The 13,465-nt window shown below is 43.9% G+C and carries 8 protein-coding genes; 2 read left to right on the top strand and 6 right to left on the bottom strand.

Annotation, left to right across the window (positions count from 1 at the left end):
- Positions 1 to 41: 41 nt before the first annotated feature.
- Positions 42 to 719 carry a hypothetical protein gene (locus tag GBI66_RS01110; protein ID WP_151714850.1) on the top strand — a complete coding sequence of 226 codons (678 nt, stop codon included), beginning with the start codon at positions 42 to 44 and terminating at the stop codon, positions 717 to 719.
- Between the two features lie 82 nt (positions 720 to 801).
- On the opposite strand, the gene GBI66_RS01115 is transcribed toward GBI66_RS01110, so the two are convergent.
- Positions 802 to 1,686 carry an AraC family transcriptional regulator gene (locus GBI66_RS01115; protein ID WP_151714851.1) on the bottom strand — a complete coding sequence of 295 codons (885 nt, stop codon included), beginning with the start codon at positions 1,684 to 1,686 and terminating at the stop codon, positions 802 to 804.
- A 202-nt stretch (positions 1,687 to 1,888) separates the two neighbouring features.
- On the opposite strand from GBI66_RS01115, the gene GBI66_RS01120 reads away from it, so the two are divergent.
- Positions 1,889 to 2,584: an alpha/beta hydrolase gene (locus tag GBI66_RS01120; RefSeq protein WP_151714852.1), complete on the top strand. Its 696-nt coding sequence runs from the start codon at positions 1,889 to 1,891 to the stop codon at positions 2,582 to 2,584.
- A gap of 85 nt (positions 2,585 to 2,669) precedes the next feature.
- Here the strand turns inward: GBI66_RS01120 and GBI66_RS19395 are convergent, their stop codons facing one another.
- The 5 genes from GBI66_RS19395 to GBI66_RS01140 form a co-directional block, all read right to left on the bottom strand.
- Positions 2,670 to 2,780, bottom strand: coding sequence for a hypothetical protein (locus tag GBI66_RS19395; RefSeq protein ID WP_085942822.1), 111 nt, complete (start codon positions 2,778 to 2,780; stop codon positions 2,670 to 2,672).
- Positions 2,781 to 2,995: 215 nt separating this feature from the next.
- Entirely contained in the window at positions 2,996 to 5,461 is a 2,466-nt protein-coding gene (locus GBI66_RS01125) for an acyl-CoA dehydrogenase (protein ID WP_151714853.1), read from the bottom strand.
- A gap of 393 nt (positions 5,462 to 5,854) precedes the next feature.
- Positions 5,855 to 7,258: an efflux transporter outer membrane subunit gene (locus GBI66_RS01130; RefSeq protein WP_151714854.1), complete on the bottom strand. Its 1,404-nt coding sequence runs from the start codon at positions 7,256 to 7,258 to the stop codon at positions 5,855 to 5,857.
- A gap of 9 nt (positions 7,259 to 7,267) precedes the next feature.
- A complete protein-coding gene (locus GBI66_RS01135) occupies positions 7,268 to 10,375 on the bottom strand; it encodes an efflux RND transporter permease subunit (protein ID WP_151714855.1) in 3,108 nt (1,035 codons plus the stop codon).
- Entirely contained in the window at positions 10,372 to 13,461 is a 3,090-nt protein-coding gene (locus GBI66_RS01140) for a multidrug efflux RND transporter permease subunit (RefSeq protein WP_151714856.1), read from the bottom strand. The genes GBI66_RS01135 and GBI66_RS01140 overlap by 4 nt, the downstream gene beginning before the upstream one ends.
- Positions 13,462 to 13,465: the final 4 nt, after the last annotated feature.

Here is a 13,465-nt window from a genome sequence, read left to right on the forward strand (position 1 = left end):
GATCAGCGCAGTAAGTTCATTACTGCGCTTTTGAGATCAATATGAAAAAAATTCTTACGATCATGACGATGATCCTTAGTACATGGACATCCTCTGTTTACGCCCAAACACAGATTGCCCTGATTTCGCAGCTTAAAGGGACTTCCTTTGCCACCGATGTTGCGATTCAAAATTACTTGCAACGCAAGGGCTATCAGGTTGAGCTACTCGATCAGTCTGCTTCCCCCAGCAGTTTAAAAAACACGGATCTCGTGATTATCTCTTCAACAGTAGCATCCAAAAATCTGCAATCGGGTTGGCGACAACTGCCGATTCCGCTGATGACATGGGAAAATGATTATCTCGATGATCTGGCCATGACTGGTAAACGGATTGACACTGATTTTGGTGAAGTGGAGAAAGAACGTTACTTATGGCTAGTAAATGCACCGCATCCCCTATCTGCACATCTTTCTGCGGGGACTCACAACGTCTATAAAGCACAAGCACCAATGAGTTGGGGCAAACCAGGACTCGGTGCAACCATCATTGCAACCATTTATGGGCAACCTGAAAAAGTCGCAATCTGGGGCTATGAAAAAGGTGCAACTATGGATTATGAGTCGCTAGCACCTGCAAAACGACTGATGTTTTTTCTCAATAATGAGACCTTTAGCAATCTGTCTGAGGATGGCTTGAAACTATTTGATGCTGCGATTCAATGGTCTCTAAATAAGTAAAATCCCAACTTAGATTTCAATGCACTGATGCAGTTCACTCTGCATCAGTGCAAATTCCCATCTATGCATTTGCTCGAATACTCTAAAATACTTCCTGACTTACCGCAGCCCTAAACGTTTTTGGTGCACAACCAAAACTTTGCACAAAAGCACGACTAAAAGCAGCTTGGGATGAATAACCCACTAATTCAGCAATTTGTGCAATATTTTTATCAGTCTCTTTAAGTAACTGAAAGGCCAATTTCATCCGCCAATTTTTTAAATATAACATCGGCGATATACCCACCAATTCAACAAACTTCTTGGAAAAACTAGATCTAGACTGTTTAGTGAGTTGGGCAAGCGAATTTACATCCCATTCATAAGCAGGTTGCGCATGCATCAATGATAATGCCTTACTCATGATTGGATCGCGTAATGCAGAAATCCAACTTTGATGTTCAATCTTCTCCGTTGCTAACCAAAACCGTATCGACCAGACCAACAATAAATCAATGATTCGAGACAACATGACTCGACTGCCAAGTGCGGGGTGTTCAAGTTCAAGCTTGATTGCAGCAACGGTCATGGGTACCCATTCTGCAATTTTTTCGGCCTCGTGATGTGAAAGTACATGAATATAAGTTGGTAATCCTTCCGCAATCGCCTCTCCATAGATTCCTTTCAGCTGAAAAATACAGCTAATCACAGATACTTCCGTTGTTTGTCCACTTACGATTTCAATCGAATGCTCAAGCTTCGTTGGCAAGACAACAATGTCTCCAGCTTTTAAGATCCGGTCAAGATGAAGCCGTTTAATTTTAAGTCTGCAACTCGCATTTTGAATAATATGGATATAGGCATGTTGGGCATGAAAATTGATTTTTTTCTGCTGTGAAAAGTTTTCTAAACCATAGATTTCACCCGATATATCAGCAAATCGATAAATATCAAAAAAGATATCTGTTAAAGCATGCTCATCACTCATTTTGCTCGTCTGTCCTCAAAAGTGTTTCTGCAAAAACATTGGCGTTTCAGTTATTGTACAAGCCGAACAAATCACCAATAATCTTTTTTAGAAGATTCCGATAGTATAAAAATCGACCAACCCTTTCTCATTCTTATACAGTCAACCTTCCCTTCTTAAGCTTATAAAATTCAACACAATAGCGTTCAGCTAGGAGATAAATATGAGTACTCAACCCACAATTATTCTCGTACACGGTTTTTGGGGCGGTGCAGCCCATTGGACTAAAGTGATTACTGAACTCTCTCATCAGGGTTATAGTGCCTTACGTGCGGTCGAACTCCCATTGACCTCTCTCGCAGATGACGTTGAACGAACCAAAAAAATGATTGCCCAAGTTGATGGTGATGTACTTTTGGTGGGTCATTCTTACGGCGGAGCAGTGATTACCGAAGCAGGCAACCATCCAAATGTCGTAGGTTTGGTTTATATTGCCGCCTTTGCGCCAGATAGCAGTGAAAGCCCAGGGGCAATTACCCAACAACATTTACCTGTGGCAGCGCCGAACCTAGAACCAGATAGTGATGGTTATCTTTGGTTAAAAGTAGATAAATTTCACGAAAGTTTCTGCCAAGACCTGAGTAAAGATGAAGGCTTTGCCATGGGCGTTACCCAAAAAGCACCTTTAGCCAGTACTTTTGGCGACAATATTTCTACCCCAGCTTGGAAAACCAAACCTTCTTGGTATCAAATTTCAACTCAAGACCGAATGATCAGCCCAGAAAACCAAGCGGTGATGTCAGATCGTTTAAATGCTAAAAAAGTCATTTCTTTAAACGCAAGCCATGCTTCATTGGCCTCACAACCGAAAGAAGTGACTGCCTTAATTACTGAAGCTGCTACATTTTTGGCAAAATAAATATAATCCTCTAGCAAATAGGGAATAATATTATTCCCTATTTGCCTGTCTTAACTCTGCTTGAACAAAACACAGAAGTTGCTGCTTATAAAACATATTCCCAGATAATGTAGCCTAGACCGAATCCGAGGAATGCATACAGTGTAATGATGAAGAATACAAAACTGGCATTATTCTTTTTTTTCAAAAAACTCATATCGGCACCTTTGGCTTTGCTCAACTCATGCTGCTATAGTGCAATAAGATACAGACAAAAAAAAGACACAGAATTTTCTAAAAAAAATATAACAGATAAGCATGGAAAAATTGGAACTGTTATGAAAACAGTCCTAAATATTATTAAAACGTGGACAATACCATCATCAATATATTCAGGACTGTTCGATCTTAATGCCAATATGCTAAAAACGATCAGGTTTTAAGATGCGGATTATCCAGTGGCAGTTCCTTGTCTAAATGTGCATCAAAAATATCGGTTAGCATACTGTCATAACGTTTAGCGTTATATTGTACAAGTGACTCTGCTTCAGCAGTGGTAATGAAACCTGTCTCAATCGCATCAGCAATATGTTCTTCAAAGGTCAAACCTCTAAACTGATCTTTCGATTCTGCCTTTTTAAACTTATTCCACAACGGTTGTAGTGGTAATAATGCCTGAAAAGTAGATTCCATACGCCCCATCACATCGTTAGCATCGGTGTTGTAATAAACATGTTGCTTCAACTGATCTCGGAATGCATGTTCTTGCATGATTAGCTGAGCCACCTCTTGCTTCAACTGATCCGATGGTGCTGCAATTGGACGTCCAAATGGGAAGCACAGCAACTTGACCATACACGCAGCAGGCTTCATTGGGAAATTATCATAGAAGCCAAAGAACGCTTCTTGCACTTGATATAAAGCTTTATTGAGGGCCAATTCTGCATGTTTCTGTTCGGCCTCAGTTCTTTGACCATGCTCATAGTATTTCAAAATTGCCGTAGCAATAAATAAGTTGGAATGGATATCAGCCAACCGACCAGACAGCATTTCTTTACGTTTTAAATCACCTGCTAAAATTCCAAGTGCCATATCCGCAGTCAATGCAAAATCAGCGCTGAAACGGTTGATTTTGCTGTAATACGCTTTGGAAAAATCGTCTGCTTGTTGAGAGCCTTTATCCGAACCACCAGTAATCGAATATGCTGCTGCTCTCGCCGCTCGATTAAAGGTATAAGCCAAATGTTTAAATAGTAAAGGAGAAAAAGTTTTGAAAGCAGATTCCTTATCTTCCGATTGCAATAACTGTAATTCTTCGAATAAATAAGGGTGACAACGCATTGAGCCTTGACCAAAAATCATCAATGAGCGGGTCAGAATATTGGCCCCTTCTACGGTAATCGCCACAGGAATGGATTGATAAGTCAGCGCAAGGAAGTTACGTGGTCCCAATTGAATCGCTCGACCACCGACCACATCCATACCGTGATTGACCACTTTACGCATGGTTTCAGTGGCATAGTATTTGGCCATTGCAGTCATTACCGCAGGCGTTCCACCTTGGATTAAACCACAGGTCACGAGATAACGAAATGATTCCAACATATAGGCATCGCTGGCGATATCACTGGTCGCCTCTTGTACGCCTTCAAAATGCCCAACCGAGATTTTGAATTGTTGGCGAACACTGGCAAATGCACCGACCAACAGATAGCTCATTTCTCCTCCGGCAGTTGCCAAAGCAGGCAGTGAAATACCGCGCCCCACGCCTAGGCACTCCATCAGCATACGCCAACCTTTACCTGCATTTTGCTGCCCACCAATAATCCAGTCCAATGGAATAAAGACATCACTGCCCTCAACCGTACCATTCATAAACGGTGCGCCTGGATTATGTCGAGGGCCGATCTGAATCCCTTCATGGTCAGCAGGAATCAAGGCACAGGTAATGCCATATTCCACTTTATTTTTATCACCAAGTAAGCCATCTGGATCATAGAGCTTAAACGCCAAACCAATCACGGTCGCAATCGGTGCCAGCGTAATCCAGCGCTTAGAGAAATTCATTTTTAGACCCAGAACTTCCTGACCTTGGTACTGCCCATAACAAACCACACCCGTATCAGGAATCGCCCCTGCATCTGACCCAGCTTCAGGGCTGGTCAAACCAAAACAAGGCACTTCTGTCCCTTTTGCCAATCCGGGTAAATAGCGTTGCTTTTGCTCTTCGGTACCATAGTGCAGCAGTAACTCACCTGGCCCAAGCGAATTCGGTACCATACAACTGACTGCAGCAGTTAAGGAACGAGACGCAATTTTGCTCATAATTCGACTTTGTGCAAACGGTGTAAATTGCTTGCCCCCGAATGATTTAGGAATAATCAAACCTAAAAAGCCGTTATCTTTAATAAATTGCCAAACCTCTGGCGGTAGGTCTTTTTCTTGATGATGAATCTGCCATTCATCTAACATGGAACAGAGCTGTTGTACTTCATGATCTAAAAATGCCTGTTCTTCTGCGGATAAAGTTGGATAAGGATATTGATCAAACTTTTCCCAATCAGGCACCCCCATAAATAGTTCTTTTTCCCACCAGCTGGTCCCTGCTTCCAAAGCTTCTCTTTCGGTGATACTCATACTCGGCATTGCTTTTGAGAGAATATTAAACGCAGGTCGACTCACCAAAGCATCACGCAAAGGTGCAATCAAAACAATCACACTCGCGAGAATAATCGGTAGGCCTAGTAACAGACTCCACGGTGTGATCAACACACTACACAGAATGGCGGCGACAATGGAAACAAGACAGCCAACAGTTCGATTGGCTTCAAAATAAAAAACAGCCCATACCACAACTAACTGAATCAATAGGCCAAGCAATATCAATAATACAATCATATTTGCTCCGTTATCTCAGATTGGGATGAAGATGAAATAAGAAAGATCTAAATTAATTTATGATGAACGTCTTTCTCTAATAAAATGGCTATTTTTTATTCTACATATCGAAGCGCTATTTGCTTGATTAACTACTAAAATTTACACAAAGGCATTCAGATGATACTGAAAAATAAAAATCATGAGCTGAATAGAATACCGCTCTAAAAAATTGGAATCCTTCCCCTCAAAAATCCAAAAATAAAATCATCAATCATGATTCTTTTTAATGTTACAAAGCAAAAAAATAATAATCCAAGCAATATCTTTCGAATTTAATAAATAAATTGCAGCGATCTAAACACCATTCAAACTGAATATAAATAGCTGCAATGATTGATAATACCACTCTATTTAAGATGAAGAATTCATCCCACCACCCAATGCAGCCACCAATTGCGCTGAATTTTTGAGATGTAATTGCTGTAATTCCAATAAACGTTCTTCTGCGCTCAAACGCAAATTCTGTGCTGTCGCGACTTCTAGATAGCTGACCAAACCTGCTTGATAACGCTGCGTAGCAACCCGTTCATTTTCAATCGACAGCTTAAGCAGTTGCTGTTGCGCTACGATTTGTTGCTGGAAATGACCTACTTGCAGCAAACCATCCTCCACCTCTTTCCAGCCTGTTAAAACTGAATGCTTATAAGCAGCAAGCTTTTCATCGTAATTGGCTTGAGCCTGTTGAATATCAGCCTGTCGTTTTCCTCCATCAAACAATGTGCCTAAGACTTTTGCCCCCATTGACCATGCGGTATTGGGTGACTGCAATAAACTATGAAAGACCTGACTATTGGCAGTACTATCCAAGCTGATGGTCAAATCAGGTAACCAAGCAGTTTGCGCTAGGCCTAATTGCGCATGTGTCATTGCCAATTCACGTTCGCTACGAATCACATCGGGGCGTTGTGCCAGAAGACGACTTGGAATTTGGGTCGGGATTTGAGGGGTACTAAATTGATAGCGATTTTTATTTAAATTAAAGTCCGCCACATTACGTCCAACTAAGACCGCCAACACATTTTCTTGTAAGTCACGATTACGTTTTAGCTCTAATAGTTGCAACCCGACTTGTTTAAGTTGGGTCTCAGCCTGAATCACATCAGCCCGTGCAATCATGCCTGCTTGGTATTGCTGCTGTAAAATACGCACAGATCGTTGATCACTTTGCTGGGTCTGATTTAACACATCCAGCTTGGCATCGAACAAACGTATGCTCCAATAGGCCTCTGCTGCGAGCAGTTGCTGACTCAGCTTAATAGCAGCCAAATCTGCAGCAGATGCTTGCAAGTTGGCCTGTTGCCCTTCCACCGCTTTTGCAACTCTCCCCCAAAGATCAGGAATCCAACTCACTGCGACATTCGCACCGAATTGACGACTCTTGCCAGCATTTTTAGTTTCGGTCTGATTAGCATTGCCGCCCATGCTGATGCTCGGAAGCGCATTGGCCCGTTGCCCATCCAACAGTGCCATGGCATGGCGATACTTGGCTTGGGCCTGTTGGATGCTCAGGTTATCCTGATCCAATTGCTGTATCAGTTTAGATAAGATCGGATCCTGATAAATCCCCCACCATTGCTGTGTTGTCGCTGCTATCTTAGAAGCTTCAATCCACTGCAAATCTTCATATTTATATTGTGCAGCACTCTGAATCACAGGCTGCTGATAGGCTGCGGGCTTAAAGGTACTGGACTGACATGCCGTGAGCAGCATCATCGCTGTGATACCCATAGAAAGTGTAAAAACTGTTTTTTTCATAGCGACTTCCTATTTACTCCAACGCAAGATATTCAATCGCAGTTTGAAGCGATTCAGGAATTGAGCGAATTTTTCAAATATGAGATACATCACAGGGGTGGTATATAAGGTTAACAATTGACCCAGCGCCAATCCGCCAACAATGGCAATTCCAAGCGGTTGCCGCATTTCCGAGCCTTCGCCCCAACCGAGTGCCAAAGGAATCGCACCCAATAAAGCTGCGGTATTGGTCATTAAAATCGGTCTAAAACGCAATGTTGCCGCAGCGATAATGCTGTCTAAATCGGTGTGACCTTGACGCCGTTGCTGCAAAGTAAAATCAATCAGCAAGATCGCATTTTTCACCACAATCCCGATTAGCAAAAAGATGCCTAACAAGGCTATCAGGCTAAACGGAATCTGAAACAACCATAAGCTGAGTAAAGCGCCCAGAGCTGCTGTCGGAATGGTCGATAAAATGGTAAAAGGATGCACAATACTTTCATAAGTGATCCCTAAGACAATAAAAATCAGCACGATCACAGCCGCAATCAAAGCAGGTGTACTCAAACCTGCCTGTAGGCTTTCAGTTTCGACATCACGATCTGTCATCACAAAGATTTCTTTTGGCAGCATGATCTTTGGCAAAACCTGACGGATCGCAGCATCTGCCTGTTCATAGCTATAGCCTTTCTTCACCACGTACCCCACCCCCATAGCGGCAAATTGATTACGGCGATAAACCCGATCATTGCTAATGCCATAACTCCACGTAGCAAAATTGCTTAAGGGCACATAGATGCCTTGTTGATTTGGCACTTTCACATCCGCCAAGGCTTCTGGATGTTCGGTAAAACGTTGGTCAACTTCCATCACCACATAGAACTGATCATTGCGATCATAAATCGTGGAAATCTGCCGTTGCGAAAAGGAGTTATTGAGAACACTGGAAATACTTTCAATATCAATACCCAATCGTTTCGCCGCTTCACGGTCGATGTCTAACGTGACATGTTGCGCCCCTTCATCACCCTGTGTTTCCACCTCTTCAAATTCAGGCAGTTTACGCATAGCCTCGGCAACTTTGGGTGCCCATTCACGCAGTAAGCTCACATTGTCAGATTGCAATAACAATAAATATTCTTGGGCATTGCCACTGGAAAAAGGATCATCCAATTCCAAATCTTGTTCGACATCTGCGGAGAATACTGCCCCCGCCTGCCAAGGTGCATTTTTCTTTAAACGCTCGACCACTTGTTTGGAGCTTAAACCGTCCCGTTCAGCTTTTGGTTTGAGACTGACCATTAAAAATGAGTTGGTCATGCCACCACCACCGCCTGAGGTGCCCACCACATCCTGCACCGCAGGATCTTTGAGTAAGGCTTGGTTAAATGCAGCAATCTTCGGCTGCATAATCTGAAAAGAAAAGCCATCATCGCCACGAATAAAAGCACCAACTCGCCCCGTGTCTTGTTCAGGCAAAACGCGTTTAGGCAATAAATTGTAGAGATAAACTGAAGCAATGATTGCGACTATCCACAGCACTACAATCAGATAAGCATGTTTGAGTACCCAATGAAGAGAGCGAATATAAGATTGGGTCAAGCCCTGAATCAGATCATGGCTATAACGATACAGTCGTGGAGGGTGATTAAGAGATAGAGGTTTTAAACAGCGTGCTGATAAGCTTGGGGTAAAGATCAAGGAAACAAAGACTGATAACACCACCACAAACACCAGTGTGAGTGAAAACTCCCTGAATAAACGTTCTATCACACCGCCCATAAACAAGACCGAGAGGAAAATCACCATCAATGCCAGATTCATGGCAATCAAGGTAAAACCAACCTCTTGGATGCCTTTTACCGCTGCTTGTGCAGGCGAATCGCCTTGTTCGATATAGCGTTCAATATTTTCGAGTACCACAATGGCATCATCCACCACCAAGCCAATCGCCACGATGATCGCCATAATCGACAGGTTATTCAGGGAAAATCCAGCCAAATAAATCAGACTGCATACGCCAATTAAAGTGACCAACAGTGCCATTGCGGGAATCACCGCACTTTGCAGTCGCCCCAACATCAGCACCACAACGATGACCACCAGCAATATGGATACAAACAAGGTATCCCTTGCTTCCTCTAGGCTGTTACGGACAATAGTTGAGCCATCCATCACCACAGTTAATTGCGCATCACGCGGCATCAATTCTCTTAGAACGGGCAATTTGGCTTTAATCAGGTCAATGGTCGCCACGGTATTGGCATTAGGTTGTCTGCTAATCTTTAAAATCACAGCAGGCTGTCCATTGTGAAAACCACTGACATAGCGGTTTTCAACCGAATCACGCACTTCTGCAATATCTTTTAAGCGAACAACGCCTTGATCGGTGTGTCGGATGACCAGATCGGCAAAATCTTGGGCAGTCTTCAATTCTGTAGAAAGTGCCACTTGCCAGCGTAATTGCTGTTGCTCCACCACGCCCAATGCCTGCACCACATTACTTTTCGCAACAGCCTGTCGTACTTGCTCGAGAGAAATGCCAGTTGAAACTAAAGTAGTTGGATTGATGGTGATACGCACGGCAGGCATAGAAGCCCCGTCAATCGATACTTCACCGACACCACTGATCTGGGCCAAATTGGGCTGTAATTGATTAGACGCAATTTCGTATAGCTTTGCCGCTGAAAGTTGTTTTGAGCTAAGTGCCAAATAAAAAATCGGACTTTGACTCGGGTTGATTTTGAAATATTCAGGCGGACTCGGCATGCCTGCAGGTAGCTGTGACATTGCCGCATTGATCGCAGCCTGAACTTCACGCGCGGCCTCATTAATATCGGTATTCAAATCAAAGTGTAACACCACCTGTGTCGAACTTTGATTACTGGATGAATTAATCGCCTTAACCCCGGATACCCCCATCATGGCACGTTCTAAGGGGGTGGCGACGGTTGCAGACATACTTTCTGGACTGGCACCGGGCAGATTGGCACGCACCACAATGGTAGGAATATCCGCTTGTGGCAATGCCGCAACAGGCAAACGCAAATAGGTCAATATACCGAGTAAAACAATCGCAATCCCCAACAGCACACTGGCCACTGGACGTTGTACAAACACCGACAACAACGTCATTGCGATGCTCCTGTCTGATCTGAAAGCAGATTTGTATCTGTTTGCTTGGCTTGCAGACGATCAAAAAACAGATACACCACAGGTGTGGTAAATAAGGTGAGAACCTGACTGACCAATAGGCCACCGACCATCACCAAACCTAAAGGTTGTCGCAATTCAGCCCCAGAACCCGAAGCCAGCATCAGCGGAATTGCACCCACTACCGCTGCAAGTGTGGTCATCAGAATTGGACGGAAACGCAACAAAGCAGCCTGATAAATGGCTTGCTCAGCCGTCAAGCCTTCATTACGTTGTGCCGCAAGTGCAAAATCCACCATCATGATGCCGTTTTTCTTGACTAAACCGATCAATAAAATAATCCCGATCAGTGCAATCATGTCCAAAGGTTGCCCCACCATGAACAAAGCCAGTAATGCCCCTATCGCAGCTGAAGGTAAGGTTGAAAGAATAGTCACGGGATGAATAAAACTTTCATACAGCATGCCAAGCACAATATACATAGTCACAATTGCTGCAATCACCAACCAAAATGTATGTTGCTGTGAATTTTCAAAAGCTGCAGCTGCGCCTTGCAGTTGAACCTGTAGCTCTGGCGGTAGCTCAAGACTTTGTTTAACCTGCTCAATCGCAGTAAGCGCTTCACCTAAAGACACCCCCTTGGCTAAATTAAAAGAAATGCCAACGGCAGGAAATTGCGACTGTTGCTGTAAAAGAATCGGCGCATGTTTTTCGACAATCGTAGCGACAGAGCTCAATAAAATCGGCTGTCCTTGATTGTTGTGTATATAGGTTTGGTTTAAAGCCTCAATGCCTTGGGTGAGTTTTGGATCTAATTCTAAAACAATGCGGTACTGATTTGATTGCGTGTATAAAGTTGCAATTTGCCGCTGCGCAAATAGATTCTGCAAAGCCAAACTAATGTCTTCAACACTCAAACCTAAACGTGCTGCCGCATCACGGTTAACCTCGATATAGGCTTGTAAACCTTGCCCTGCATCCTCACTGGTTACTTCTGCAAATGCAGCCTGCTGACGCAAGGCCTGAACCAGTTTAGGCGTCCATTCCTCAACCAATTGATTTTTCGGTGCTGTCACACTCAGCTGATATTGGGTGCGGCTAATTTTGTCTTCTATACTGAGTTCTTGTACGGGTTGCATCCAACCTTTAATGCCATGTACCTGTGCAAAATTTTCATTCAGTCGTGCCATCACTTCCGCAGCTGGTGCACGTTCGGCATGCGCTTTTAAATTCACCAAAATACGCCCATTGCTTAACTTCGGATTATTGGCATCCACACCAATAAAGGAAGATAAGCTGGCAACCGCAGGATCTTTTAAAATCACTTCCGCCAAAGCCTGTTGCCGTTCACTCATGGCTTGAAATGAAATCTGGTCAGGGGCCTCAGTCACCACCTGAATCACACCATTGTCCTGTACTGGGAAAAAGCCTTTAGGAATAGACCAATACAGCAGCCCTGCCAGTAGCACAGTTGCCAACATCACCATCAAGGTCAGTACTTGGTGTCGAAGTACCCATTGCAACAACTTGGCATAATGCTGAATCACACGATCCAGACTCCATCGACTCGGCTGCTCTGCATGCTTCGGTGCATCTTTGAGTAAATAGGCACACATCATTGGAGTTAAAGTCAGCGAAACGAGCAATGAAAGTGCAATCGCAGCTGCCAGTGTCACCGCAAACTCATGGAATAAGCGTCCGACCACATCGCCCATGAAGAGCAAGGGGATCAAAACAGCAATCAAAGAAATCGTTAAAGAAATCAAGGTAAAGCCAATTTCTTTTGATCCTTTCAGGGCTGCTTGCAACATGCTTTCACCTGATTCACGGTGTCGTGCAATATTTTCGAGCATGACAATGGCATCATCCACCACAAATCCTGTGGCAATAGTTAATGCCATTAAAGTCAGGTTATTGACCGAGAATCCAAGGAAATACATCAGTACAAAAGTACCAATAATCGACAGCGGTACGGCAATACTTGGAATCAGGGTCGCAGCAAAGTTACGCAAAAACAGGAAGGTGACCAACACCACCAAACACACGGCGAAGACCAGTTCTTTTTGTACATCTTTAATCGAGCTACGAATACTTTCCGTTCGGTCTGTCAGGACGCGAATATGAACATTGTCGGGTAGGTTTTGTTGTAATTCAGGTAGGATTTTTTTGATCTGATCGGCCACATCAATCACATTGGCATTGGGCTGACGCTGGATATTCACCAAAATAGCCGATTGACTGTCTGCCCATGCAGCCATATAGCGATCTTCACTGCCCTCAAGCACCTGTGCAACATCTTTTAAGCGAATCGGTGCGCCATTATTCCAACGTAAAATCAGGTTTTCATAATCAGCAATCGAACGCATCTGATCATTGGCATCGAGCATGGTCGATCGAAAAGGCCCATCAAAACTCCCTTTCGGCTGATTGGCATTGGCGGCAGAAATAGCTGCACGCACATCTTCAGCACTGAGCTTAAACGCTGCCAAAGCAGCTGGATTCATCTGCACACGGATCGCAGGACGTTGCCCGCCAGCAAGACTGACCATCCCCACCCCAGAGAGCTGCGACAGCTTTTGTGCCACTCGGGTATCGACCATGTCATAGACCGTGGTTAGTGGCAAACTGTCAGAGCTAATTGCAAGCGTAATCACAGGTACATCGGCAGGGTTCACTTTGCGATAAATCGGTGGAGTGGGTAAATCATTGGGCAATTTACTACTTGCGGTACTTAAGGCCGACTGTACTTCTTGCTCGACAATGCCCAGCTCAGCAGTTAACTCAAATTGCAGGGTGATCACTGATGCGCCCACCGAACTATTCGAAGACATTTGCTTCAAACCAGCAATCTTGCCCATCTCCCGCTCTAAAGGTGAACTGATGGTTCGCTGTACTGTGTCTGGATTTGCGCCTGGCTGAAAGGTGTATATCTGAATAATCGGATAATCGACTTGTGGCAATGCCGATACGGGTAATAAACGCCAAACCAGTAGACCACTAAAAAACAGTGCCAACATCAATAAAGTGGTGGCAACGGGTCGTAAAATAAAGAATCTGGAAATATTCATACAC

The organism is Acinetobacter sp. TUM15071 (assembly GCF_008980925.1).
Taxonomy (GTDB): domain Bacteria; phylum Pseudomonadota; class Gammaproteobacteria; order Pseudomonadales; family Moraxellaceae; genus Acinetobacter; species Acinetobacter dispersus.

Bases quoted from the DNA above. Each gene is read 5' to 3' on its own strand.
- GBI66_RS01110 (WP_151714850.1), top strand. From the start codon at position 42: ATGAAAAAAATTCTTACGATCATGACGATGATCCTTAGTACATGGACA.
- GBI66_RS01115 (WP_151714851.1), bottom strand. From the start codon at position 1,686: ATGAGTGATGAGCATGCTTTAACAGATATCTTTTTTGATATTTATCGA.
- GBI66_RS01120 (WP_151714852.1), top strand. From the start codon at position 1,889: ATGAGTACTCAACCCACAATTATTCTCGTACACGGTTTTTGGGGCGGT.
- GBI66_RS19395 (WP_085942822.1), bottom strand. From the start codon at position 2,780: ATGAGTTTTTTGAAAAAAAAGAATAATGCCAGTTTTGTATTCTTCATC.
- GBI66_RS01125 (WP_151714853.1), bottom strand. From the start codon at position 5,461: ATGATTGTATTATTGATATTGCTTGGCCTATTGATTCAGTTAGTTGTG.
- GBI66_RS01130 (WP_151714854.1), bottom strand. From the start codon at position 7,258: ATGAAAAAAACAGTTTTTACACTTTCTATGGGTATCACAGCGATGATG.
- GBI66_RS01135 (WP_151714855.1), bottom strand. From the start codon at position 10,375: ATGACGTTGTTGTCGGTGTTTGTACAACGTCCAGTGGCCAGTGTGCTG.
- GBI66_RS01140 (WP_151714856.1), bottom strand. From the start codon at position 13,461: ATGAATATTTCCAGATTCTTTATTTTACGACCCGTTGCCACCACTTTA.